Origin of the sequence: Nonomuraea salmonea, assembly GCF_042428605.1 — a bacterium.
Taxonomy (GTDB): Bacteria; Actinomycetota; Actinomycetes; order Streptosporangiales; family Streptosporangiaceae; genus Nonomuraea; species Nonomuraea salmonea.
The window spans coordinates 45645-68474 of the sequence record NZ_JBHMCF010000056.1 but is presented as its reverse complement, the minus strand read 5'-3'; the positions used below and the strand labels follow the sequence as shown (position 1 = coordinate 68474).

General features: G+C 70.4%; 25 protein-coding genes. 5 read left to right on the top strand and 20 right to left on the bottom strand.

Annotated elements, in window-relative coordinates; translation table 11 throughout:
* Position 1: 1 nt before the first annotated feature.
* From ACFFR3_RS45535 to ACFFR3_RS45525, 3 genes are all read right to left on the bottom strand, one after another.
* Complete coding sequence (locus ACFFR3_RS45535; protein WP_355415532.1) at positions 2-397, bottom strand: NADH-quinone oxidoreductase subunit A; 396 nt, start codon at positions 395-397, stop codon at positions 2-4.
* A gap of 64 nt (positions 398-461) precedes the next feature.
* The gene (locus tag ACFFR3_RS45530; protein WP_379485180.1) at positions 462-1694 is read right to left on the bottom strand and encodes a geranylgeranyl reductase family protein; all 1233 of its coding nucleotides are present in this window, start codon (positions 1692-1694) and stop codon (positions 462-464) included.
* A 513-nt stretch (positions 1695-2207) separates the two neighbouring features.
* Entirely contained in the window at positions 2208-2924 is a 717-nt protein-coding gene (locus ACFFR3_RS45525) for a demethylmenaquinone methyltransferase (RefSeq protein ID WP_345394349.1), read from the bottom strand.
* Between the two features lie 77 nt (positions 2925-3001).
* Between ACFFR3_RS45525 and ACFFR3_RS45520 the strand changes: the two genes are divergently transcribed.
* Positions 3002-4207: a hypothetical protein gene (locus ACFFR3_RS45520; RefSeq protein WP_379485179.1), complete on the top strand. Its 1206-nt coding sequence runs from the start codon at positions 3002-3004 to the stop codon at positions 4205-4207.
* On the opposite strand, the gene ACFFR3_RS45515 is transcribed toward ACFFR3_RS45520, so the two are convergent.
* Entirely contained in the window at positions 4204-4422 is a 219-nt protein-coding gene (locus ACFFR3_RS45515) for a DUF4229 domain-containing protein (RefSeq protein ID WP_345394343.1), read from the bottom strand. The two genes, ACFFR3_RS45520 and ACFFR3_RS45515, sit on opposite strands and share 4 nt — an antisense overlap.
* Before the next feature lie 257 nt (positions 4423-4679).
* Here ACFFR3_RS45515 and ACFFR3_RS45510 point away from each other — a divergent pair, with 257 nt between their 5' ends.
* Positions 4680-4901: a BldC family transcriptional regulator gene (locus ACFFR3_RS45510; RefSeq protein WP_026214226.1), complete on the top strand. Its 222-nt coding sequence runs from the start codon at positions 4680-4682 to the stop codon at positions 4899-4901.
* A gap of 201 nt (positions 4902-5102) precedes the next feature.
* Here ACFFR3_RS45510 and ACFFR3_RS45505 read toward each other — a convergent pair whose 3' ends face one another.
* Both ACFFR3_RS45505 and ACFFR3_RS45500 read right to left on the bottom strand, forming a co-directional pair.
* Positions 5103-5345 (bottom strand): hypothetical protein, encoded by a 243-nt coding sequence (locus ACFFR3_RS45505; RefSeq protein ID WP_345394340.1) that lies wholly within the window; start codon positions 5343-5345, stop codon positions 5103-5105.
* A 10-nt stretch (positions 5346-5355) separates the two neighbouring features.
* Entirely contained in the window at positions 5356-6375 is a 1020-nt protein-coding gene (locus tag ACFFR3_RS45500; protein WP_364383936.1) for a hypothetical protein, read from the bottom strand.
* A 142-nt stretch (positions 6376-6517) separates the two neighbouring features.
* On the opposite strand from ACFFR3_RS45500, the gene ACFFR3_RS45495 reads away from it, so the two are divergent.
* Positions 6518-6811: a PLD nuclease N-terminal domain-containing protein gene (locus ACFFR3_RS45495; protein WP_345394334.1), complete on the top strand. Its 294-nt coding sequence runs from the start codon at positions 6518-6520 to the stop codon at positions 6809-6811.
* Positions 6812-6840: 29 nt separating this feature from the next.
* Here ACFFR3_RS45495 and ccsB read toward each other — a convergent pair whose 3' ends face one another.
* The 13 genes from ccsB to ACFFR3_RS45430 form a co-directional block, all read right to left on the bottom strand.
* Positions 6841-7857, bottom strand: a complete 1017-nt coding sequence (gene ccsB, locus ACFFR3_RS45490) for a c-type cytochrome biogenesis protein CcsB (protein WP_364383933.1) — start codon at positions 7855-7857, stop codon at positions 6841-6843.
* A complete protein-coding gene (gene resB / locus ACFFR3_RS45485) occupies positions 7847-9406 on the bottom strand; it encodes a cytochrome c biogenesis protein ResB (RefSeq protein WP_345394328.1) in 1560 nt (519 codons plus the stop codon). Before resB ends, ccsB begins: the two co-directional genes overlap by 11 nt.
* Positions 9406-10128: a cytochrome c biogenesis CcdA family protein gene (locus tag ACFFR3_RS45480; RefSeq protein WP_355415516.1), complete on the bottom strand. Its 723-nt coding sequence runs from the start codon at positions 10126-10128 to the stop codon at positions 9406-9408. Before ACFFR3_RS45480 ends, resB begins: the two co-directional genes overlap by 1 nt.
* A complete protein-coding gene (locus ACFFR3_RS45475; RefSeq protein ID WP_345394325.1) occupies positions 10121-10687 on the bottom strand; it encodes a TlpA family protein disulfide reductase in 567 nt (188 codons plus the stop codon). The genes ACFFR3_RS45480 and ACFFR3_RS45475 overlap by 8 nt, the downstream gene beginning before the upstream one ends.
* 71 nt (positions 10688-10758) lie before the next feature.
* Positions 10759-11397: a histidine phosphatase family protein gene (locus tag ACFFR3_RS45470; RefSeq protein ID WP_345394322.1), complete on the bottom strand. Its 639-nt coding sequence runs from the start codon at positions 11395-11397 to the stop codon at positions 10759-10761.
* Positions 11398-11466: 69 nt separating this feature from the next.
* Positions 11467-12387, bottom strand: a complete 921-nt coding sequence (locus ACFFR3_RS45465; protein ID WP_364383925.1) for a LysR family transcriptional regulator — start codon at positions 12385-12387, stop codon at positions 11467-11469.
* Positions 12388-12628: 241 nt separating this feature from the next.
* Complete coding sequence (gene hemL / locus ACFFR3_RS45460; protein ID WP_379485178.1) at positions 12629-13918, bottom strand: glutamate-1-semialdehyde 2,1-aminomutase; 1290 nt, start codon at positions 13916-13918, stop codon at positions 12629-12631.
* Between the two features lie 51 nt (positions 13919-13969).
* Positions 13970-14599 (bottom strand): bifunctional DNA primase/polymerase, encoded by a 630-nt coding sequence (locus ACFFR3_RS45455; RefSeq protein ID WP_364383919.1) that lies wholly within the window; start codon positions 14597-14599, stop codon positions 13970-13972.
* A gap of 180 nt (positions 14600-14779) precedes the next feature.
* Positions 14780-15763, bottom strand: coding sequence for a porphobilinogen synthase (gene hemB / locus ACFFR3_RS45450; protein ID WP_379485177.1), 984 nt, complete (start codon positions 15761-15763; stop codon positions 14780-14782).
* Positions 15760-17265, bottom strand: a complete 1506-nt coding sequence (locus ACFFR3_RS45445; RefSeq protein ID WP_345394316.1) for a bifunctional uroporphyrinogen-III C-methyltransferase/uroporphyrinogen-III synthase — start codon at positions 17263-17265, stop codon at positions 15760-15762. The genes hemB and ACFFR3_RS45445 overlap by 4 nt, the downstream gene beginning before the upstream one ends.
* A gap of 35 nt (positions 17266-17300) precedes the next feature.
* Entirely contained in the window at positions 17301-18215 is a 915-nt protein-coding gene (gene hemC, locus ACFFR3_RS45440) for a hydroxymethylbilane synthase (protein WP_345394313.1), read from the bottom strand.
* Positions 18212-19468, bottom strand: coding sequence for a glutamyl-tRNA reductase (locus ACFFR3_RS45435; protein WP_345394310.1), 1257 nt, complete (start codon positions 19466-19468; stop codon positions 18212-18214). Before ACFFR3_RS45435 ends, hemC begins: the two co-directional genes overlap by 4 nt.
* Complete coding sequence (locus ACFFR3_RS45430; RefSeq protein WP_355415497.1) at positions 19465-20142, bottom strand: redox-sensing transcriptional repressor Rex; 678 nt, start codon at positions 20140-20142, stop codon at positions 19465-19467. The genes ACFFR3_RS45435 and ACFFR3_RS45430 overlap by 4 nt, the downstream gene beginning before the upstream one ends.
* A gap of 116 nt (positions 20143-20258) precedes the next feature.
* Here ACFFR3_RS45430 and ACFFR3_RS45425 point away from each other — a divergent pair, with 116 nt between their 5' ends.
* Positions 20259-20495, top strand: coding sequence for a glutaredoxin family protein (locus tag ACFFR3_RS45425; RefSeq protein ID WP_345394304.1), 237 nt, complete (start codon positions 20259-20261; stop codon positions 20493-20495).
* Positions 20496-20514: 19 nt separating this feature from the next.
* Here ACFFR3_RS45425 and ACFFR3_RS45420 read toward each other — a convergent pair whose 3' ends face one another.
* The gene (locus tag ACFFR3_RS45420) at positions 20515-21987 is read right to left on the bottom strand and encodes a putative quinol monooxygenase (RefSeq protein WP_379485176.1); all 1473 of its coding nucleotides are present in this window, start codon (positions 21985-21987) and stop codon (positions 20515-20517) included.
* Positions 21988-22166: 179 nt separating this feature from the next.
* Between ACFFR3_RS45420 and ACFFR3_RS45415 the strand changes: the two genes are divergently transcribed.
* Positions 22167-22805 carry a sigma-70 family RNA polymerase sigma factor gene (locus ACFFR3_RS45415; protein ID WP_379485175.1) on the top strand — a complete coding sequence of 213 codons (639 nt, stop codon included), beginning with the start codon at positions 22167-22169 and terminating at the stop codon, positions 22803-22805.
* The last annotated feature ends 25 nt before the right edge of the window (positions 22806-22830 follow it).

The following is a 22830-nucleotide window of genomic DNA, read 5'->3' as shown; positions in this document are numbered from 1 at the left end:
TTCAGTCCCAGTCCAGACCCTTGCGGCGCCACACGTACGCGTAGGCGACGAGCACGGTGACGATGAACAGCAGCATCTCGACGAGCGCGAACAGGCCGAGTCCCGAGGTGGCCACGCGGCCGAGGTCGTCCGTCTGCGGAGCGAACGAGACGGCCCACGGGTATAGGAAGATGATCTCGATGTCGAAGACGATGAAGAGCATCGCCGTGACCATGTACTTGAGCGGGAACCGCCCGCCGCCGACCGGCTGGGGCGTCGGCTCGATGCCGCATTCGTAGGCGTCGAGCTTGGCGCGGTTCCAGCGCTTGGGACCGGTGAAGGGAGCGATGGCGACCGAGAAGATCGCGAAGCCCCCCGCGATTACGGCGAGCACCAGGATGGGCACGTAAAGGTCCATCGCTACGCCTCCTCTGGAGTCGCCGCGCGCGCGGGCGCGCAGCGGGATCTGGTGATTCTGAGATTCATGCTGGTGGCGCGACCTTCGAGAGTGCGTTGATGATCATGTCCGACGCATCGCCTCGCCGGTCGGTGAGATTACCAAGGAGTTTGAGCGCGAAGCGCATCAGCCTCGGGTGAGGCAGCCCGTGCCTGGTGCCGAAGCTCATCACACCGGGCTTGCCGATGGCTTCGACGAACCATCTGCCGAGCGTGAAGTAACCCCCGTAGGCGTCCTTCAGCACCCGAGGATAGGTCCGCAGGGTCCGCTCCCGCTGGGCGGGGGTGGTCTCCCTGAGGGCCTTCGCGATGATCTCGGCGGCGATCTCGCCGGTCTCCATGGCGTAGGCGATGCCCTCGCCGTTGAACGGGTTGATCGACCCGCCCGAGTCTCCCACGAGCATCAGGCCGCGGGTGTAGTGGGGCTGGCGGTTGAACGCCATCGGGAGCGCGGCGCCGCGGATCGGGCCCGTCATGTTCTCCTCGGTGAAGCCCCACTCCTGCGGCATCGACCGGCACCAGCGGCGCAGCAGGTCGCGGTAGTCGATGTTCTTGAACTGGGCGCTGGTGTTGAGCAGCCCGAGCCCGACGTTGGAGGTGCCGTCGCCGACGCCGAACACCCAGCCGTAGCCGGGCAGCAGCGTGTCGCCGTCCCAGAGCTCGAGCCAGGTCTCGAGGTAGTCGTCGTCGTGGCGGGGGCTCTCGAAGTAGGTGCGCACGGCCACGCCCATGGGGCGGTCCTCGCGCTTGTGCAGGCCCATGCCGAGGGCCAGCCGGGTGCTGTTGCCGTCGGCGGCGACGACCACCGGGCTGCGGAACTCCCGGCCGTCCTTGGTGGTGACGCCGACGATGTGGCCGCTGCGGTCGTCGAGGACCGGGCCTGTGACGGTGACGCCCTCCATCAGGCGTACGCCGTTCTTGACCGCGTTGGCGGCGACGATCTGGTCGAAGTCCTGCCGGGTGCGGACGAGCCCGAAGTCAGGGAAGCGCTCGAGCTGCGGCCAGTCGAGCTCGAAGCGCAGGCCGCCGCCGACGACGCGCAGGCCCTTGTTCCTGATCCAGCCGGGCGCGTCGATGTCGACGCCCATGTTCTGGAGCTGCTTGACGGCGCGCGGGGTCAGGCCGTCGCCGCAGACCTTCTCGCGGGGGAACCTGGTCTTCTCCAGGAGCAGCACGTCGAGGCCGTCCTGCGCGAGGTACCAGGCGGTGGCGGAGCCGGCGGGGCCGGCGCCGACGACGATGACATCGGCATCGCTCATGATCGCGCCCGCTTCACCGCTCGATGATTACGCGCACTCGCGGCGAGCTCCTGCGCTCGGTGGGTGGCTGTTGGCACGGTCACTGGACTGTCCTGTCCCTACACACGCTCGAAGGCCGTGGGGTGGCGCGCCTTCGTTCCTTTGTGAACCCCTTCACAAGCTTACCGGCCCGCAGTCTACTGCTTTTCGTGTACATAGTGGCAGTCGGGGGGCTGTTCTGTGATCGAAGGGGACGGCGTGTCGCCTGGGGCAGCGCAGTCATGATCGTCACGCTAGCAGTCAAGCCCCCGGCGGCCTCGGGGCGGCCCTTGAGCGATGCCGTCCTGAGACTCTCGCTCAGCGCCCGCCACTCCTGGGGGGCCGAAATCTCATTCCATAATCGCGCCGGAAATGCCGCTGGGCCGCACCCCGCTCATCCACGGGTACGGCCCAGGCGAGCAAAACGGCCGGGACGGAAATGAGGTTTTCGCCGGACGCGAGCCGATGGCGAAAATGATTGCCGCGACGGGCGAGTCAGGCGGGCTTGAATCCCCGGTGCATCGCCACGATGCCCATGGAGAGGTTGCGCCAGGCCACCCGCTCCCAGCCGGCGTCCTGGATCACGCCGGCCAGCGTGCGCTGGTCGGGCCAGTCGCGGATCGACTCGGCGAGGTATTCGTAGGAGTCGTCGTTGGAGCCGAAGACCTTGGCCACCTTGGGCAGCAGCCGCATCAGGTATTCGCGGTAGACCAGGTCGAAGCCGCTCACCGTGACGTGGGAGAACTCCAGGATCACCAGCCGGCCGCCCGGCCTGGTCACCCGCAGCATCTCGCGCAGCGCCCGCCCGGTGTCGTGCACGTTGCGCAGCGCCACCGAGATCGTCACCGCGTCGAAGGCGTCGTCGGCGAAGGGAAGCCGCAGCGCGTCGCCCGCGATGAACGGCACCCCCGGGCCCGACAGCGCGTTGCCGCCGTGCCGCCGCACGCCGGTGCTCAGCATGCCGAGCGAGAAGTCGGAGGCGATCGCCCGCGCGCCCAGCGTGGTGAACGCGTCGGTCGACGTGCCCGTGCCGGCGCCGAGGTCGAGGACCAGCTCACCGGGGCCGGCGTCGACCGCGGCGGCCACCGCCTTGCGCCATGCCCTGACCTGCCCCAGGGAGATCACGTCATTCACCAGGTCATAACGCCGGGCGGTGCGATCGAACATCGCGGCGACCTCGTCCGGCCTCTTGTCCAACTGAGCGCGCGTCATGCCCACACCCTATGGCCATCAGGATATTCAACGGAAAGTAGCAACTTGATTACCGTACGTCTGCTAGATATTGGCGAATGTTTGCCCGTGTCGCCCTTGCGGCGATCATCACCTCGTCCCCCGTCGCGCACGCGCGCGTCGTGTCGGCCGACCCGATCGACACCACTCCCCATGTGCTCGACGGCATCGTCAACGCGATCACGGTCGTGGGGCGCACCGTCGTGGTCGGCGGCTCGTTCAGCGAAGTGAGCGACGCCGGCCGCAGCACGGTGCTCCCGCGCGACAACCTGTTCGCGTACGACCTGCACACCGGCCGGATCCTGCGGGACTTCGCGCCCAGCGTGGCGGGCCCCGTGTACGGCCTCGCGCCCGGCGACGGCGGCACCGTCTACGTCGGCGGCGAGTTCCACGGCGTCGACCACCAGCGCGCCCGTGGCCTGGCGAAGCTGCGGGTCGCCGACGGCGCCCTGGTGCCCGGCTTCGAGCCGCGCATCGGCGGCGGCATGGTGAGCACGCTGGCCAGGCAGGGCTCCCAGCTCTATGTGGGCGGCGACTTCGTCAGCCCGCGCACCGCCCTGGCCAGGCTCGACGCCGCCACCGGCGCGGCCGACCCGGGCTTCGCGATCACGCCGGACAACCCGCTGACGGCGCGGGTGAAGGTGCACGCGCTGGCCATCACCCGCGACAGGCTGCTGGTGGACGGCACGTTCACCACGCTCGACGGCCATGCGCGGCCCCAGGTCGGGCTGATCGACATCAGCCGCCCCGCCGCCCGGGTCGCCGCCTGGCGCACCGACACGTACGCGCGCCGCTGCGCCACCGCCTTTCCCTCGTATGTACGGGGTCTCGACTTCTCCCCCGACGGCCGCTATTTCGTGATCGTCACCACAGGCGGGCCAAAGGGCGGGATATGTGACACAGCAGCGCGCTTCGAGACGTACGCGAAGGGCTCGGCCGTCAAGCCCACCTGGGTCAACGCCACGGGCGGCGATTCGCTGTACTCGGTCGCGGTGACCGGCGCCGCCGTCTATGTGGGCGGGCACCAGCGCTGGCTGGACAATCCGCGGGGCCGCGACTCGGCCGGACCTGGAGCGGTGTCACGACCGGGGATCGGGGCCATTCATCCGCGTACCGGAAAGGCCCTGAGTTGGAATCCGACGCGGGAGCGCGGCATCGGTGTGAAGGCGTTTTACGCCCACAGCACCGGACTACTTGTGGGTAGCGACACAACGAGACTCGGACGGGAGTACCATGCCCGGATTGGCATGTTCCCCCAGCCCTAGTCGTCCTGCGGCTTCGGGTGGTCGATCTTCGCGCTCAGGCGTTCGCTCATGGCATCGCGCTGCTTCGACAGCAGCACGTAGCTCGCTATGCCGCTGATCACGAATGAGGCGATGATCAGCGCGAGCGGGTTTGTCAGGCCGAGCAGCCAGAGCACAAGCAAGGTCACGGCAAACAGGCCGATCCGCGACGCGGTGTAAACGAGAACGGGATGCACGGCTTCGAGGTTACTCGGACCTGTGCGGCGCTCGCTCTTCGCACGGGACGCGAGCACTGCTACTGTTCCCAGTTAGGGAGTTTCGTAAAGAAACACCCACGAGAGCCCCAAAGAGGCTCTATCATATAACAATCGGGCAGTCAGCTGATAACAACCCGTGATCTTTGTAGAAAACCACGGATAAATCAGGCTTCGCTCGACACACTGGTTACCTGTCCGCCCGCTGGCAGGAAGCGGGATGCGAGGGGGAGAGATTGGTGGAGAGTAGCAGCGAGCGTCTGCTGACCCCAGGAGAGGTTGCCGCCCTCTTCCGGGTAGACCCAAAGACGGTTACACGCTGGGCAGCGGCAGGCCGCATCAGCAGTATCCGCACCCCCGGAGGGCACCGGCGCTTCCGCGAGTCGGAAGTCCACGCCCTTCTCCGAGGCGAGGACGTTCTCACGGCCGACAGGCCAGCAGGTGAGTCCCCGCGCGTCTGACGTTCCGTCAAGTCGGTGATCCTGCACGATGGACCGCTACACAAGTGGTCCATCCCGCCAGGATCACCGCTGGCGGAGCCCACTGTTCGCGTGCTTTCCTGCCGACACTTCCGTTTGGGGAAGCACTGGGGCGGCGCCAACCGCTGACCGTGGCTGGCGCCTGTCCGTACCCCCGCGGGCGCCCCCTTCGCCGCGGTGTGCTCAGGCGTCCTCCTGCCGCGCCTTGAAAGCCAGGAACTCGCGCTCCAGGTCGTCGTTCTCCTCCTCCCAGCGCCGGCGGCGCAGCTCCGCCTCCTCCTCGGTCAGCGACTCCGGCAGCCACTGCTCGTAGTCGGGATCACCGGGCTGGACCTCCACGTACGCGTTGCCGATCAGACGCCCGTCAGGACTGGTCAGGCTCTGCGGTACGCGCAACGTCCCGTCCGCGAGCCGGATGACGTACATCGCCGATCACCTAGATTCCGTAGCGCCGGTTGAAGAACAGCATGATGTCGAGCGCCATCCGCGTGTCGCCACCGAGCATGTCCACGAGGGCGGGACGCTGGCGGGAGGCGATGGCGGCGAAGGCGTCGGCGAAGAACTCCTTGCGGCCGAGCCCGCCTCCCTGCCGGTGGAAGGTCGAGGTCAGCAGCGGCGACGCGGCCTCGTAGAGCCGGACGAACTCCGCCGAGTCGGAGACCCATTCGCCGTACGCGGAGTCCACGTCGTCGATCGCGTGGCCCACCTCGTGCATCATCACATCGGGAGTGGGCGAGGGCCGGTCACCGACGACGATCTTCTTGTCGCCGTACGCGCCCGCACAGATGTCCCAGGTCGCGCGCCCCGACGGCAGCGGGGCCCCGCGTAAGTAGCCCATGTCGTCGAGGTCGGGGACGCCGCCCGGCCCGACGTAGATGCCCTCCAGGCCCTCGGCGAGCAGCTCCTTGAGCCGGTCGGGCAGTCTGGCCAGGCTCTCGACCGCGCGGATCACCTCGGCCGGTGGCGGGCCGTACCTGGAGTCCCACTGGCGGTGCAGGATCTTCTCCAGCGCGCCGCAGTGCCGCAGGCCGTCGCCCAGCGAGGGCTGGTCGGGGCGGTTGGGGCGGGCTCTGAGCGGCTGGTCGGGCAGCTCGAAGTCGTACCAGGTGTAGCGGGGGCGGTCGACGACGACGGCCGCGGGCAGCCGCTCGCCGTGTTCGCGTACCGCGAAGGCGTCCCAGGAGGCCGTGCCGTGCGGGGCGTCGGCGCCCGGCCAGGACTGCCGCTCGGATCTCAGCTCGCCGCCACGGGCCTCGCGGCCGCGCTCGGCACCCTTCAGCTCCTTGCGCCGCGCGCGCCTGTCCTGGGCCCGCTCGCGGGCGTTACGCCAGATCGACCGGTCGGCGTCGGGAGGCGCCTCGCTGCGCCGGGAGAACAGATAGGACCCGCGCCGCCACCAACGTCCGCGCCGATGCCGGCCTCGGTCGCCGGGACTCTTGTCGTGAGAAAAGGCCATCGCACCTCTCATCAACGCCCCTCGGAGCCCCGTGGACACCGCCGCATCGGCTTCCACGGTACGACGCGGATCTTCCGCTAGTCACCCGAAATGGGACATCAGGCAGCACGATCACGTCTCAACATGGCTTACAGTTCGGGGCATGGCAGGTGTTGTTATCGGCCTGGCGCTGCTGGCCTTCTGGCTCTTCTCACTGTTCGACGTCGTCACCACGCCGGAAGACGAGGTCAGGAACGTACCAAAAGCACTCTGGATCCTCGTCGTGGTGCTCATCCCGCTGCTCGGCGGGCTGGTGTGGATGGCGCGCGGCCGTCCGCGCGCGCCGCGCGCGGCCCGTCCCGTCACCCCCGGCCCGGGCGCGCCGAAGGGGCCCGACGACGACCCCGAGTTCCTGCGCGACCTCGAACGGCGGATGCGCGGCGACGACGTGGCCTGATCGGCGAGCCCCTCTGCTCAGGCTCGGGGTCAGTCCACGTCGGCGTAGCTGTGCAGCCCGTCGATGAAGATGTTGACCCCGATCAGGTTGAACAGCAGGCAGCCGAACGCCACGAGCTGCACGATCATCGCTGCCCTGCCCCGCCAGCCGGCCGTCGCCTTGGCATGCAGGTAGGCGGCGTAGGCCACCCACGTGATGAACGACCAGACCTCCTTGGGGTCCCAGCCCCAATAGCGGCCCCACGCCCGGTCCGCCCACAGGGCGCCCGCGATGACGGCGAACGTCCACACCGGGAAGGCGAAGATGATCGCCCGGTGCGCCGCCTTCTCCAGCACCTCGCGCGAGGGCAGGCGCGACACCCCGTCGCCGCGCAGCAGGTAGAGCACGCCCGAGACCCCGGCCAGCGTGAACAGGCCGCTCGCGATGATCGCGGCCGTGACGTGGATCGCGATCCAGTACGAGTCGAGCGCCGGCACCACGGGACCGGCCGCGGTGTAGAACACCTTGACCGCGAGCCCGAGCCCGAGCGCGGCGGTGACCATGACGAACGCGCCCATGAAGCGCACGTTGTGGCGGAGCTGGGTGACGAGGAACGCGGTCACGGCGGCGAAGCAGATGGCCACCACGAACTCGTACATGTTGCCCCACGGCCACCGGTCGACGGCCAGGCCGCGGGTGACGATGGCGGCGAGGTTGGCGGCCCAGCCGATCCAGGCGAGCACGAGCGCCACCGTCCCGGCACGGGCGGCGGCGGGCGAGGCCGGTACGGGTGCCGCGACGTCGGCCGTCGCGCCCGCAGCGGGCGTCTCAGCGCCGGAAACGGCCGCCTCGGCGTCGCTCCCGATGGTCTCGGAGACCGCGCCGGCGGCGCCCGCCCCCACGGCGACCGGCTGCCTGACCTCGGCCTGCCGCCGCTCGGCGGCCTTCCCGCCCCGAGCCCGGCCGAAGGCCAGCTCGATGGCGAAGCCGAGCATGGCGACGACGTAGAGCAGCACGGCTGCGACGACGAAAAGGTCGCTCAGCTCGGCGAGTTGCTCAGCGGACATCTTTCTCTCCTGCTGATAGAACCTTCACGATGTCGGCGAACTCCTCGGCGAAGCCCGCCGCGGAGCCCTCTGTGCGGGTCAGCCCGCCCACCTCGACCCGCCCCTGCGCGACGCGGACGAACACCCGGCGGCGGCGCATCATGAGCGAGAGCGCGATGGCGACCACCGCCGTGGCGGCGGCCAGCAGCGCGGGGAAGCGCCCCGGGTCGTACGCCATCTGCAGCGTGATCCACTGCTTGACGCCGGTGAACTCGATCTTGCCGAGCCCGCCGGGCAGATCGACCGACTGCCCCACGGCCAGCGGCTTGGGCGCGTCGGTGCCCATGAGCACCGGCTTGAGCTTGCGCATCACCTCGGGCTCCGCCAGCTCGTAGACCGACTGCGGCTTACCGGAGCGCAGGCCGAGGTCGCCGGAGAAGGCGCCGAGTATCTGCACCTCGGGGTTGAGCTCACCGGGGAAGGCCGAGGCGTGGGTGCCGTCGGTCAGCGGCACGCTGGTGGGCAGGAAGCGCAGCAGGAACCCCAGCTGCGACGGCTGCGCGTCGGGCGCCTTGACCACGCAGCCCGAGGTCATGGACGCCTTGTCCTCGATCAGGCAGGGCACAGGCCCCTCGAAGGCCACCTGGCCCTTGCCGTCGGTGACCCTGAAGACGGGGGCGTAGCCGTTGCCGATGAGGTAGGTCTGCGTGCCGTCGATCTCCAGCGGCTCGTTGACCTTGAGCTCGTAGTCGCGGGCCGGCGCCGCCGGCGACTCGTTGACCTTGAGGTGCGCGGAGTAGTCGAGCGCCTGGCCGCGCTTGTCGCCGGTCACCTGGTAGGCCACGTTGAAGTCGGTGAGCTGGAAGCTGAACGGCTCCAGCGACTCGGCGGAGACCCTGCTGCCGGGGATGAACCGGTCGTAGGCGGCCACGGTGTTGGCGAACCCGTCGCCCTCGACGACCAGCACGTTGCCGCGGTAGCCGTACAGGGAGCCCGCGCCGATGGCGAGCAGGATGCCGACCAGCGCGATGTGGAAGAACAGGTTGCCCGTCTCGCGCAGGTAGCCCTTCTCCGCCGACACCCAGCCGTCGCCGGTGACCACGCGGAAGCGCTGCTTGCGCAGCCGGGCCGCGGCCCGCTCGACGCCCAGGTCGCTCTCGAAGACGGCGTGATGAGGCAGGCGGGACAGGTTCTTCGGCGCGGCGGGCGGCTTGCGGCGCAGCTCGCGCAGGTAGACCGTGGTGCGCGGGATGATGCAGCCGATCAGCGAGGTGAACAGCAGCAGGTAGATGGCCGCGAACCAGGTGGAGGTGAAGACCTCGAAGAGCTGGAACCTGTCGTACCACTCGGCGAGGGCGGGGCTCTGCTCGTACAGTCTGGCGACCTTGTCGGGCTCGACGCCGCGCTGCGGCACCAGCGAGCCCGGCACCGAGCCGAGCGCGAGCAGGAAGAGCAGGATCAGCGCCGTCCGCATCGAGGTGAGCGTGCGCCACGCCCAGCGCAGCCAGGCCACCAGCCCGAACGACGCCTGCTCGGGCGCCTGCTCCTTCTCCAGCTCCTTGACGCTCATCAGATCACCGGCTCGAACGCGCCGATCAGTCCTTGCATGGCCGCGATCATCTCTCCCCAGAGCCCGGTCACGAGCAGCACGCCGACGGCCACCATCATGCCGCCGCCGACCCGGGTGATCAGGCGCGAGTGCTTGCGGATGGCGCGGAACGTGCGCAGCGCGCGGCTGTAGGCCAGCGCGGCGCCGATGAAGGGCAGGCCGAGGCCGAGCGCGTAGGCGACGGCCAGCAGCGCGCCACGACCGGCGCTGCCCTCGTTGAGCCCGAGCGTGAGCACGACGGCCAGCGTGGGCCCGATGCACGGGGTCCAGCCCAGCCCGAACACCACGCCGAGCAGCGGCGCGCCGGCGAGCCCCGCGGCCGGCATGCGGTGGATGCGCACGTCGCGCATGAGGCCGGGCAGCAGGCCGAGGAAGGCCAGCCCGAGCACGATGGTGAGCACGCCGAGCACCCGCGTGATGATCTCGGCGTTGCCCAGCACGACCGAGCCGATGCCGCCGAACAGCGCCCCGCTGAGCACGAACACCAGCCCGAACCCGGCCACGAACAGCGCGGTGCCGAGCACCAGCCGCCCCCGCTTGGGGTCGGCGCTCATGCCCGTCACGTAGGACAGGTAGCCGGGCACCAGCGGCAGCACGCACGGCGACAGGAACGACACCACCCCCGCCAGCACCGCGATCGGCACGGCCAGCAGCAGCGAGCCAGAGGCGACGACGTCACTCATCGCGCACCTTGGTCACCGTGTTCATCAGGTCGGTGTACTTGACCGCGCCGAGCGCCCTGGCCGCGATGCGGCCCTGCTTGTCGATGACCAGCGTGGACGGGATGGCGGCGGGCGGCACGGTGCCCTGGAAGGCCAGCGCGACCTTGCCGGGCTGGTCGAAGATGTGCGGGTAGCCGGTCTGCTCGGTGCGCTCGAACGCCTTGGCGTCGGCCTGGCGGTCCTTGAAGTCGACGCCGAGGAACTGCACGCCGGAGTCCTTGGTCTTGGCCCAGACCTCCTTGAGCACAGGCGCCTCGGCCCGGCAGGGGCCGCACCACGAGGCCCAGAAGTTGAGCACGACGACCTTGCCCTTGTGCGCGGCCAGGGACGCGGTGGCACCGTCGAGGGTCGGGCCTTCGACGGCCGGCGCGGGTTTGCGCTCGCCCGCCTCGAACACCTGCATCTTCCCGTCGCCCGCGACGAAACGGGTGTCGCCGGCCTGCGGCTGGCCGCCCTGGTTGCCGGCGCAGCCCGCGACCAGCGCGACCAGGAGAAGGAGGGAGATGGAGTTGGCGCGCACGGAGGAAGATCTCCTTGTACTACAACCGGTAGAGCTTGCAACTCTACCGGGGTGCCCGTGCGGCCCGGACATCAGGCCCCGGGGATCGACGGCCCCGTCTGCAGCGACCCGGCGGGCTCGCTGTAGCCGATGCTGACGAGCCGATCGCCGTCGAAGGTGAGGGTGGTGAGGCTGGCCAGCGCGCACTGGCGGCGGCGCGGGTCGTGCCAGAGCCTGCGGCCCTCGGCGGCCGAGCGGATGGCCCAGATCGGCAGCTGGTGGCTGACCAGCACCGCCTCGTGGCCCCGCGCCGCCGCCCTGGCGTCATCGATGATCGACTTCATCCGCGTGACGATGACCGGGTAGGGCTCGCCCCAGGACGGCCGCAGCGGGTTCCAGAAATAGCGGTAGTTGCGCGGGTTGCGCAGCACGCCGAGGCCCTGCCCGACCATGCGGCCCTCCAGCAGGTTGCCCGCCTCGATCAGGCGCTCGTCCTGGACGATCTCCAGGCCCAGCTTGTCCGCCAGCGGGGTCGCCGTCTCGATGGCGCGCTCCAGCGGCGAGCTGTAGAGGGCGACGATGTCGCGGCCGCCGACGGCCTTGGCGACCGTCTCGGCCATGAGCCGGCCCGTCTCCGACAGGTGGTAGCCGGGCAGCCTGCCGTAGAGGACGCCTTGGGGGTTGTGCACCTCACCGTGGCGCAGCAGGTGGACGACGGTGGTTTCAGCCATGGTGCGCCCAGCCTATCCGCTCGCCCGCGAAGCCCAGGCGAGGGCCCGCTGCGACACGGCCACGCCGGATCACTGCACGGCCCAGGCGTTCTCCTGGGTCTTGCTCGTCTCCGTCAGCGCGTCCACCATGGCCCTGATCGCGGGACGGCGGGCGGCGTCGGCGCGCCAGATCGCGTAGATGCGCCGCGACTGGCGCGGGAGCAGCGGCACCAGCCGTACGCTGTCCGGCACGCAGTCGCGCCCGAGCCTGGGCACGATCGCGCAGCCGAGCCCGGCGGCCACGAGCGCGAGCTGGGTCGGGTATTCGTCGGCCCAGCACGCGATCACGGGCTCCAGCGACGCGCTGCGCAGCGTGAACACCAGCCAGTCGTGGCAGACCGTGCCCGGCGACCCGCTGATCCACTGCTCGCCGTGCAGCGCGGCCAGCTCGATCTCGCGCTCGCCGGCCAGCGGATGGCCGGCGGGCACGGCCACGTCGGCCACGTCGTCGAGCAGCGTGGCCTTGGACAGACCGTCGGGCAGCGCCATCGGGCGGGTCAGCCAGTCCTGGACGACGCCGAGGTCCAGCTCGCCCCTCGCCACCTCGCGGGCCACCCGCTCCGGCTCGCGCTCGCTGAGCTGCACCCACAGGTCGGGATGGCGGCCCTTGAGCGAGACGAGCGCGTGGGGCATGAGGCCGCGGGAGGCGGTGGGGAAGGCGCCGACGTTGAGCCGGCCGACGACCTCGCCGCGCAGCGCCTCGAAGTCTGCCTCCGCGGTCTCGACCAGGGCGAGGATGCGCTCCGCGTGCTCGGCGAGCAGCCCCGCCGCGTCCGTGAGCCGCACGCCGCGGCCGTAGCGCTCCATGAGCCTGGCACCGGTCTCGCGCTCCAGCTTGGCGATCTGCTGGCTGACCGCCGAGGGGGTGACCATGAGGGCGTCGGCCGCCGCTCCGACCGAACCGTAGACATGGACGGCGTGAAGGGCTTTGAGCCGGTTCAGGTCCAACATGTAAGCCACTCTAAACCGTTTAGCGTAGAAAGTCTCGCTTGTGGTTCATTGTGTAGCGGATGAAAATAGTTACATGAGAATCCTGAAGCAGAAGAAGCAGCAGACCGGCTCCGTGTCGTACCTCAAGGTGCTCGCCGAGCAGGCCCGCGACCAGCGCATCCGCTACCAGAAGCCGAGCCGCTGAGCCCGCGCGTGACGAGGGGCGGCCACCCGGACCGCCCCATCCGCTCCTACTCCCCCGTCACAGCATCGCGGCGGCCGCCTTCGCGGCCGCTGGGAGCGCCTCCGTGACGCGGCCCAGCGCCTCGTCGTCGTGGGAGGCCGACAGGAACCACGCCTCGTACGCCGAAGGCGGCAGATAGATCCCCTGGTCGAGCATGCTGTGGAAGAACGCCGTGTACGCGGCGGTGTTCTGACCCCGCGCCTCGTCGAAGTTCGTCACCTCGGCGTCGGTGAAGAAGACCGAGAACAGGCTGCCCGCCCGCTGCAGCCGGTGCGGCACCCCCGCCGCGCGCAACGCCTCAGAGGCGGCGTCGCCCACCAGAGCCGCCGCGGCGTCCAGCCGGCGGTACGCCTCGTCGTCCAGATTCCGCAGCGTGGCCAGGCCCGCGGCGCAGGCCAGCGGGTTGCCCGACAGCGTGCCCGCCTGGTAGACGGGCCCCTCGGGCGCCAGGTGGGCCATGACGTCGGCCCGGCCGCCGAACGCCGCCGCCGGCAGCCCGCCGCCCATGACCTTGCCGAAGGTCATCAGGTCGGCGTCGACCGGGTCGATGCCGTACCAGCCGGCGCGCGAGACGCGGAAGCCGGTCAGCACCTCGTCCACGATGAGCAGCGCGCCGTTGGCCGTGCACAGCTCGCGCAGGCGCGCGTTGAAGCCGTCGCGCGGCGGGACGACCCCCATGTTCGCCGGGCACGCCTCGGTGATCACACACGCGATCTCGGCCGCCGCGAACGCCGCCTCGACGGCCTCGACGTCGTTGTACGGCAGCACGATCGTGTCGGCCGCCGACGCCCCCGTGACGCCCGGCGTGTCGGGCAGCCCGAACGTCGCCACCCCCGACCCCGCCGAGGCCAGCAGCGCGTCGACGTGGCCGTGGTAGCAGCCGGCGAACTTGATCACCTTGGACCGGCCGGTGAAGCCCCTGGCCAGGCGTACGGCGCTCATCGTCGCCTCGGTGCCCGAGCTGACCAGGCGTACCTTCTCGACCGGCGCGATGCGCGCCACGATCTCCTCGGCCAGCTCGACCTCGCCCGGCGTGGCCGTGCCGTAGGAGAAGCCGCCCGCCACCGCGCCGGAGACGGCCTCGACGACGGCCGGGTGGCGGTGGCCCAGGATCATCGGCCCCCAGGAGCAGATGAGGTCGACGTAGCGGTTGCCGTCGGCGTCGGTGATGTAGGGGCCCTGCCCGGAGACCATGAAGCGCGGGGTGCCACCCACCGCTCCGAACGCGCGCACCGGGGAGTTGACGCCTCCCGGGACGACGTCGCGGGCGCGGGCGAACAGGTCTTCGGAGTTACGTGTACGGCTCACCCGACCCAGGTTAGCCGCAGGTGCGGCCGGTTCCCCGGGCGGGCACGCGGCTCAGTCGGCCAGCCACTCCAGGATGCGCAGCGGGTCGGGCAGCGGCCTGCCGTCGGGCGGGCGCAGCCAGGAGACGGCCTGCCCGCCCGGCATCGCCGAGGGCGGCGCGAGGACGTAGCTGTCGCGGCAGTGCCAGCGCAGCCCCGGCGTGTCGTCGATGGTGGCCGGGTCGCAGTCGAGGTGGCAGGACCACCACTCGTCCTCGTCCTCGGGGTTGCCGCGGGTGGCGACATAAAACAAGACCCGGTCGCCGTTGGCGGCGACCGGGCCCGGGTGTGCCCCGGCGGCGTCGATCCGGGTGAGCGCGGACAGGCCGGCGGCGAGCGGTACGTCGAAGACGTCGAACACGCGGCCCGTGGGCAGGATCACATTGGCCTCGGGCTCGGCCTGCCACCAGCGCGTGAGCTGGGCCGCGTCGGTCGTGGCCTGCATGTGCCAGGCGGGCGAGAGCGGATGGGCGCCGGGGTCGGGACAGCCGAGCCGGTCACAGGAGCACGCACGCGGCCCCTGACGCAGCGGGAAGGCGCCGGGCACCACGGGCCAGCCCAGGGCGGCGTATTCGAGCACGGTCTCGATGCGCGTCGGCCGGGACCGCTTTTTGGTACGCCGAGCCAGTGGTACCCCCACCATGGTGTCTCCCGTCGAGTCACAGCGCCTGAGGAGGTCCCGGATCCGGGTGGTAGGCGGGCCGCTGTCGGCGGCCTCCCGCAGGGCAGCAAAGGTCTTGCGCCTGCATCACACGCGGGACACACCAGCACTTTCATGCAACTCTAACCCACAGGCCCCAGCAGTTGACGGGAAACCCCTTGGTTAGAGCGTGCGCGCCACTTCCGTCGCCCAGTACGTGAGGATCATGTCGGCCCCCGCGCGCTTGATCGCGACCAGCGACTCGTTGATCGTCCGCTCGCGGTCGATCCAGCCGTTGGCCGCGGCGGCCTCGATCATCGCGTATTCGCCGCTGACCTGGTAGGCGGCCACCGGCACGTCCACCTCGGCGCGGACGCGGCCGATGACGTCGAGGTAGGCCCCCGCGGGCTTGACCATGACGGCGTCGGCGCCCTCGGCCAGGTCGAGCCTGACCTCGCGCAGCGCCTCCTCCAGCGGCCCCGCGGGGTCCTGCTGGTGGGTGCTGCGGTCGCCGAACTGCGGCGCGCACTCGGCGGCGTCACGGAACGGACCGTAGAAGGCGGAGGCGTATTTGACGGAGTAGGAGAGGATCGGCACGCCGGCGTGGCCCGCCTGGTCGAGCGCGCTCCTGATGGCGCCCACCTGGCCGTCCATCATGCCGCTCGGCGCCACCATCTGGGAGCCGGCCTCGACCTGGGCGACGGCGACGGAGGCGTACCGCTCAAGGGTGGCGTCGTTGTCGACCTCGCCCGACGGCGTGAGTATGCCGCAGTGGCCGTGGTCGGTGAACTCGTCGAGGCAGGTGTCGGCCATCACCACGAGCGCGTCGCCGACCTCCGACACCACGTCGCGCAGCGCCACCTGGAGCACGCCGTCGGGGTCGTCGGCGGCCGAGCCGCGCGCGTCCTTCACCGCAGGGATGCCGAACAGGATGACGCCGCCCACGCCGGCCTCGGCGGCCTCGCGGGCGGCCTTGCGCAGCGAGTCGCGGGTGTGCTGGAAGACGCCCGGCATCGAGGCCACGGGCTGCGGCTCCGAGATGCCCTCCTTGGCGAACATCGGCAGGATCAGCTCCGCCGGGTCGAGCCTGGTGCCCGACACCATCCGGCGCATCGCCGCGCTGTTGCGGAGCCTGCGCGGGCGGGCGACGGGGAACTGCGCGCTCATCTGGCTCTCCTCCTCGCGCCACGGCGGTTCTGTGAGGGACGGCGCGGCGTGTCGCCGGCCGCCAGCGCCGCCTGGCGCTGCTTGGCCCCGAACTCGGCCACCGCGGCGGCCAAGGCGGAGGCGGATGGCTTGTCGGCCATGACGTCGACCCGGAGCCCGAACTCCTCGGCCGTCTTGGCCGTCTGCGGCCCGATGACCGCGATCACGGTGACGTTGTGGGGCTTGCCGGCGATGCCCACGAGGTTGCGCACGGTCGAGGACGAGGTGAAGAGCACGGCGTCGAAGCCGCCGCCCTTGATGGCCTCGCGGATCGGCGCGGGCGGCGGCGCGGCGCGCACCGTGCGGTAGGCGGTGACGTCGTCGCACTCCCAGCCCAGCTCGGTGAGCCCGGCCACCAGCGTGTCGGTGGAGATGTCGGCCCTGGGCAGCAGCACCCGGTTGATCGGGTCGAGCATGGAGTCGTACGGCGGCCACTCGGCCACCAGCCCCTCCGACGACTGCTCGCCCGACGGCAGCAGGTCGGGCTTGACCCCGAACTCGACCAGCGCCTGCGAGGTCGCCTCGCCCACCGCCGCGACCTTGAGGCCGGCGAAGGCGCGGGCGTCGAGTCCGTACTCCTCGAACTTCTCGCGCACCGCCTTGACGGCGTTGGCGCTGGTGAAGGCCACCCACTCGTAGCGGCCCGTGACCAGGCCCTTGATCGCGCGGTCCATCTGCTGCGGGGTGCGCGGCGGCTCGACCGAGATGGTCGGCACCTCCTCGGGCACCGCGCCGTAGGACACGAGCTGCTCGGACAGGCTGCGCGACTGCTCCTTCGTGCGCGGGACGAGCACCCGCCAGCCGAACAGCGGCTTGGTCTCGAACCACGACAGCTTGTCGCGCTGCGCGACGGCCTCGCCGACCACGATCAGCGCGGGCTCGGTGAACCCGGCGTGCTTGAGGTCGGCCTGCAGCCGGCCCAGTGTGGACACCACGGTGTACTGCTCGGTGGTGGTGCCGCCGCTGCTGACCGCGACGGGCGTGGTGTCGGGCTTGCCGCCGGAGATCAGCGCCTTGCCGATGGGCACCGCGTCGGCGACGCCGTTGTAGATGACCAGCGTGCCCTTGCAGCCGGCGTGCACGGACCAGTCCTGCTCCTGGGCGGCGTCGACGACCCTGAACTCGGGCACGGCGCTCGCCGGCGGGATGCCGGCGTAGGTGAGCACGGCGGTCGCGGGCGGCACGCCTGGCACGATCTCGAAGTCCACCTCCGCGGCGACACAGGCCGCGACCTCCTCGCTGATCGAGGAGAACAGCATGGGGTCGCCCGCGCACAGGCGCACCACGAGCTGGCCGCGCGCGGCGCGCTGCACGAAGTCGCCCTCGGCGACCTCGACGCCCTCGCGGCAGTGGTGCAGCAGCGGGGTCTGGGTCTCGGCGTCGAGCACCACCGCGTCGGCCTTGCCGAGCAGCTCGGCGGCGCGGAGCGTGAGCAGGTTGGGATCGCCGGGACCCGCGCCCACGAACGCGACGAAACCGGAGGTTGGACTATCGGAGCTCAATGGGAATGCTCCCCCATCAATCTGTCGGCCCCTTCGGCGATCATCTCGGCCGCGAGGAGGCGGCCCAGGTTCGCTGCCTCCGAAGGAGAGCCGGCGGCGGACTTGCGGACCGCTTCGCGGCCGTCGATGGAGACGACAACAGCGGTCAGGTTCAGAGTGTGCCCGTCATCGAACGCGAAAGCACCCACCGGAGCCGAGCATCCGGCTTCGAGGGCGTTGAGCAGGGCGCGTTCCGCGGTCACGGCCGAGCGGGTGGCGGGGTCGTCGAGCACGGACAGGGCCTCGACGATGTCGGTCCTGTCGGTGCGGCACTCCACGGCCAGCGCGCCCTGGCCCGGGGCGGGCAGCAGCTCGTCGGTCTCGAAGATCTGCGCGATCTCGGCGTCCCTGCCGATCCTGCCGAGGCCGGCGGCGGCGAGCACGATCGCGTCGAGCTCGCCCGAGGTGACCTTGCCGATGCGCGTGTCGGCGTTGCCGCGGATCGGCACGTATTCGAGGTCGGGGCGCAGGGCGCTGAGCATGGCGACGCGGCGCGGCGAGCCGGTGCCGACCCTGGCGCCGGGCGCGAGGTCGGCGAACTTGTGCGGGCCGACGAGGGCGTCGCGGTGGTCGTGGCGGGCCGGCAGCGCGGCCAGCGTGAAGCGCGGGTCCTGGGCGGTCGGCAGGTCCTTCAGCGAGTGGACGGCGAAGTCGATCTCGCCGTCGAGCAGCTCGTCGCGCAGCGCGCTGACGAACACGCCGGTGCCGCCGAGCTGCGCCAGATGGGCCTTGGTGACGTCGCCGTACGTGGTGATGCCGACCAGCTCGACGGGCCCTCCGGTGCGCGCGGTGTAGGCGTCGGCCACCATCTGGGACTGCGTGGTCGCGAGAAGGCTGCGCCGGGTGCCGAGCCGCAGAGCGGGCCTCGTCACAGCTCCACCTCCCTCACGGCCTCGGGCATCTTCGGATCCAGGTTGAACAATTCGCGCAGGGCTTCCGCATAATGATCGCCTCCTGGGCAGGTGGCGAGCTGCTTGACACGCACAGTCGGCTCGTGGAGCAGTTTGTCCACCACCCGCTGGACGGTCATGGCGACCTCGTCGCGCGCCCGCTCGTCGAGGTCGGGCACCCGCATCAGCAGGCGGCCCAGCTCCGACTCGACGACGCCGGCCGCCTTGCTGCGCAGCGCCACCACGGTCGGCGTGACCCTGGAGGCCCGCTCGGCGTCGAGGTAGGCGCGCAGCTCCTCGGCCACCAGACGGCGCACGGTGGGCACCGCGTCGCCCTCGCGGGAGCCGATGCCGGACTCCTGGATGGTCTCCAGGTCGACCAGCGTGACACCCGGCACTCCGCGCACGGCCGGGTCGATGTCGTGCGGCAGCGCCAGGTCCAGCAGGAACACCGGTTTGCCCAGCATATCCGGCGTGACGATGTGCCGGCCCGCGCCGGTGCAGGTGATCACGATGTCGGCCGCGGCCACCTCTTCCGGCACGGCGGCGAATCCGACCGCCCGGCCGCCGACGGTGGCGGCGAGCCTGGCGCCCCGCTCGTACGTGCGGTTGGCCACGACGATGTCGGTGACCCCGGCGCGCGCCAGCGTCGCGGCGGCCAGCGAGCTCATGGAGCCGGCGCCGATCACCAGCGCCCGCCGCCCCGGCAGCTCGCCCGCCAGCGCGAGCCCGGCGGTGACGAGGGAGGCGCCGTGCTTGTCGATGCCGGTGTCGTGGTGGGCGCGCTTGCCCACCCGCAGCGCCTGCTGCACCAGGTCGTTGAGCGTGGCGCCGACCGTGCCCTGGCGCTGGGCCAGCTTGAGCGCCTGACGGACCTGCCCGAGTATCTGCTGCTCGCCGACGACCATGGAGTCGAGGCCGCACACCACGGAGAACAGGTGCTCGACCGCCCGCTCCTCGTAGTGGACGTAGAGGTGCGGGATGAGCTCGTCCACCGGGACGCCCGAGTGCACGCCGAGCAGCTCGCTGATCGACGTGACGGCCGCGTGGAAGCGGTCGACCGTGACGTAGACCTCGACCCTGTTGCAGGTCGAGACCACCATGGCCTCCGCCACGCACGGATCGTGCTGAACGTCGTGCAGGAGCTTGACGAGGGCGTCACCGCTGACGGAGACGCGCTCGAGCAGGCCCACCGGTGCGGTCCGGTGGCTGAGCCCGACAGCCAGAACACTCATTGACCGTCCACCGCCATGAGTGGCCCCCCAGCCTTGCGTTGCTCGTGGAACGCGAGAATCTGCAGTTCGATTGATAGGTCGACTTTACGGACATCGACGCTTTCCGGCACAGAGAGTACGACCGGCGCGAAATTGAGGATGCTGGTCACGCCCACGGCGACCACGCGATCGCACACCTGCTGCGCCGCTGCCGCCGGTATCGCCAGTACCACGATCGAGACTCCACGCCGTTTGATCACGGCTTCCAGTTCGTCGATGTGTTCAACATTCAACCCCGCGATGGTGTCGCCCACGATTTCGGGGTCGGCGTCGATGAGCGCCGCGACCCGGAAGCCCCGGGAGACGAAACCGCCGTAGTTGGCGAGCGCGCGGCCGAGGTTGCCGACTCCGACGATCGCGACGGCCCAGTCTTGGGTCAGACCGAGCTCACGGGAGATCTGATAGACGAGGTATTCGACCTCATAGCCTACGCCGCGGGTGCCGTAGGAGCCGAGGTGCGAGAGGTCCTTGCGGAGCTTGGCGGAGTTGACCCCTGCCGCGCCCGCCAGGTCTTCCGAGCTGACGGTGGCGATGCCCCGCTCGGCCATCCCGTGCAGCGCCCTGAGGTAAAGCGGCAGCCTGGCGACCGTCGCCTCGGGGATGCCGCGGTCACGGGGCTGGGACGGGCTCTTCACGTGCCGGTGCTCCAGGGAACGGGCGGCTTGGGGACCGCGTGATCGGAATGGGACCGTCTTTCAGGTTAATCCCTTTGTGAACCGATGCACAAAGTCAGCAGGGGTACGGTTGCGTCATGCACCGCATCACCTTGCTCGGCAAACCCGGCTGTCACCTCTGTGACGACGCCCGCGAGATCATCGCCAGGGTCGCGGGCGAGCTCGGCGTCCCGTGGGAGGAGGTCAGCATCGACTCCTCCGACGAGCTCAAGGAGAAATACTGGGAGATGATCCCGGTCACGCTGATCGACGGCGTGCAGCACGACTTCTGGCGGGTCGACGAGGCGAGGCTGCGCGCGGCCCTCAGCACGTGACGGCTCAGCACATGAGGGCTCAGTACATGACGGTGGGCAGCGGCACCACCTTGGCGGCGTTGACGTCGAGCTCGATCACGTTGGTGGCCAGCACCATCGCCTGACGGTCGTTGACGAACCGCTCGACGTGCGGCTGGCGCAGGTGGTCACGGTAGGCCACCTCGTCGCGATAGAGCTCGTAGACGATGCGCTGCAGCGGGGCCGACTTCACGGAGTGGCAGGCGTAGACGAGCGTGTCGGGCTCGCCCCTGCGCACGGCCTCGACCGTGGCCTCGGCCAGCCGGTCGAAGGCGTCGCCCGCGCCGTCCATGAGCGTGAAGACGGTGAGCATGCCGTAGATCGTCGGCGAGAGCTTGCCCGAGCCGCCCTGCTGCTGGGCGGGCGAGAACAGGTCGGCGCCGGGGAAGACCGCGCCGGTGGCGGGCGCCGGTGGCGCCAGGTTGTAGTCGGGGCGCTGGGGCGGTGCGCCGTTCATGATGTAGCCGGTGGAGGGGCCGTCGTCGGGCGGCGGCGGCGCCATGCGGGAGGCGTAGTCGACCTCGCGGTCGCCCGCACGATACTCGGCCACCAGGTCGCCGAGCCCCGACGACCTGCGCGGCGGCTGCGGCGGCAGGTCGGCGGCCGGCACCGGCTCCGGCATGCCGTGGTGCCCCGGCACCTCGTCGCGGAACATCGGGCGCTCGTCGGGACCGTCCTCTCCGGCCAGCGCGCGATCGGCGCGGCGCGCGGCGAACTCCTCGCGGCGCTGGGCCCGCTCGTCGCGGCGCGCCGCCCGCTCGTCGCGGTCGTCGTGGTCGTCGAAGTCGTCCTCGTCGTCGTCCTCGTACGGCGCCAGCGGCCGCAGCACGGTGTACCAGACCGCCGCCCCCGCGACGGCGAGCAGCGCGGTGGTGAACAGGGCCGGCACGGAGAAGCGCATCGCGCCCACCAGCGCCAGCCCCGACGGCACGATGACCACGGTGGCGTGGAGGTTGTCGGTGTCGTACTCGTCGCCGTTGCGCCAGCGCAGCCCGGCCACGACCAGCATCGCCAGCATGATCAGCACGGCGACGGCGTGCACGCCGGTGAGCAGGTAGCCGGGGACGATGTTCCAGTGGGCCGCGGCGGTGGGCAGCGACTTGCCCATGTCGTCGGTCTTCAGCGGGTCCCAGACCATGATGACGGTGGCGACGACGGTCAGGGCGATGCCGAGCAGCCACGCGAGGAACCTCGGCGGCACCTTCTCGGCCAGCAGCTGCACGAGCCCGACGGCCAGCCACAGGGGCGCCAGCATCGATCCCGTCACCTGGTAGATCCGGAACGTGACGGAGCCGAAGCCCATGAAGGACCCGAGTGCGATCACGGCGAGTGACAGGCAGAGCCCGGCGACTGCAACGGTCCAGGCGACCAACCATCCCTCAGGCTCGTCGCGCAGGCGTTGGATCAGGGCGGCCGCGGCGATCGCGGACAGGATCGCACCGGCGAGAGCTATGACAGCAACGAGGATCTCCATGGTGACTCCAATGCTGCCGGACGATGCCTCCCAGCCGGTAGCCGAAGAGGGAACGGGTCGGTCCACCACGGTATAGGCCGATTACGCCTAGTCATGCATGACTTCCGTGGATTGTGGATTTTCCGGTTGATTTCTAGAGTGTTCGAGCACGCCGCACCCCTTACCCCTAGGGATACCGGATGCCTGACTCGTCGCCGTTCGCCGGGCTGCTGGCGCCAGCTGTGGGCGGCCCTGCCCGGACGGGCGAGCTCGCCGTGCGCGAAGACGTGCCCGACGACCTCCGTACGCTGGTGATGCACGCCAAGAACGGATGCACGCAATCCTTTGGCACGCTCTACGACCGTTATGTCGACCTGGTCTACCGCTACATCTACTTCCGGGTGGGCTCGCACCCGCTGGCGGAGGACCTCACCAGCGAGACCTTCCTGCGCGCGCTGCGCAGGATCGGCGACTTCACCTGGCAGGGGCGCGACTTCGGAGCCTGGCTCGTGACGATCGCGAGAAACCTGGTGACCGACCATTTCAAGTCGGGGCGCTACCGGCTGGAGATCCCCACGGGCGAGGTGATCGACGTTCCGCTCGACGGCTCCCACATTCCCGAGAACGCCGTGGTCACGGCCATCATCAACGATCGGGTGCTGCGTGCCGTACGAGATCTCAATCCCGAACAACAGGAATGCGTCGTCCTGCGCTTCCTGCACGGCCTCTCGCTCGCGGAAACCGCGCTGATCATGGGGAAGAAGAGTGGAGCGATCAAAGCGCTGCAGTTCCGTGCCGTCCGCGCGCTGGCCAGGGCTCTCAAGCACGACCTGGCGTAACCTCCGTCATCGGCCCCTCGTTAGA

What these genes read in the sequence shown, in the direction of transcription:
- ACFFR3_RS45535 (WP_355415532.1), bottom strand. Translation starts at nt 397, where the DNA reads ATGGACCTTTACGTGCCCATCCTGGTGCTCGCCGTAATCGCGGGGGGC.
- ACFFR3_RS45530 (WP_379485180.1), bottom strand. Translation starts at nt 1,694, where the DNA reads ATGAGCGATGCCGATGTCATCGTCGTCGGCGCCGGCCCCGCCGGCTCC.
- ACFFR3_RS45525 (WP_345394349.1), bottom strand. Translation starts at nt 2,924, where the DNA reads ATGACGCGCGCTCAGTTGGACAAGAGGCCGGACGAGGTCGCCGCGATG.
- ACFFR3_RS45520 (WP_379485179.1), top strand. Translation starts at nt 3,002, where the DNA reads ATGTTTGCCCGTGTCGCCCTTGCGGCGATCATCACCTCGTCCCCCGTC.
- ACFFR3_RS45505 (WP_345394340.1), bottom strand. Translation starts at nt 5,345, where the DNA reads ATGTACGTCATCCGGCTCGCGGACGGGACGTTGCGCGTACCGCAGAGC.
- ACFFR3_RS45500 (WP_364383936.1), bottom strand. Translation starts at nt 6,375, where the DNA reads ATGGCCTTTTCTCACGACAAGAGTCCCGGCGACCGAGGCCGGCATCGG.
- ACFFR3_RS45495 (WP_345394334.1), top strand. Translation starts at nt 6,518, where the DNA reads ATGGCAGGTGTTGTTATCGGCCTGGCGCTGCTGGCCTTCTGGCTCTTC.
- ccsB (WP_364383933.1), bottom strand. Translation starts at nt 7,857, where the DNA reads ATGTCCGCTGAGCAACTCGCCGAGCTGAGCGACCTTTTCGTCGTCGCA.
- resB (WP_345394328.1), bottom strand. Translation starts at nt 9,406, where the DNA reads ATGAGCGTCAAGGAGCTGGAGAAGGAGCAGGCGCCCGAGCAGGCGTCG.
- ACFFR3_RS45480 (WP_355415516.1), bottom strand. Translation starts at nt 10,128, where the DNA reads ATGAGTGACGTCGTCGCCTCTGGCTCGCTGCTGCTGGCCGTGCCGATC.
- ACFFR3_RS45470 (WP_345394322.1), bottom strand. Translation starts at nt 11,397, where the DNA reads ATGGCTGAAACCACCGTCGTCCACCTGCTGCGCCACGGTGAGGTGCAC.
- ACFFR3_RS45465 (WP_364383925.1), bottom strand. Translation starts at nt 12,387, where the DNA reads ATGTTGGACCTGAACCGGCTCAAAGCCCTTCACGCCGTCCATGTCTAC.
- ACFFR3_RS45455 (WP_364383919.1), bottom strand. Translation starts at nt 14,599, where the DNA reads ATGGTGGGGGTACCACTGGCTCGGCGTACCAAAAAGCGGTCCCGGCCG.
- hemB (WP_379485177.1), bottom strand. Translation starts at nt 15,763, where the DNA reads ATGAGCGCGCAGTTCCCCGTCGCCCGCCCGCGCAGGCTCCGCAACAGC.
- ACFFR3_RS45435 (WP_345394310.1), bottom strand. Translation starts at nt 19,468, where the DNA reads ATGAGTGTTCTGGCTGTCGGGCTCAGCCACCGGACCGCACCGGTGGGC.
- ACFFR3_RS45425 (WP_345394304.1), top strand. Translation starts at nt 20,259, where the DNA reads ATGCACCGCATCACCTTGCTCGGCAAACCCGGCTGTCACCTCTGTGAC.
- ACFFR3_RS45420 (WP_379485176.1), bottom strand. Translation starts at nt 21,987, where the DNA reads ATGGAGATCCTCGTTGCTGTCATAGCTCTCGCCGGTGCGATCCTGTCC.
- ACFFR3_RS45415 (WP_379485175.1), top strand. Translation starts at nt 22,167, where the DNA reads ATGCCTGACTCGTCGCCGTTCGCCGGGCTGCTGGCGCCAGCTGTGGGC.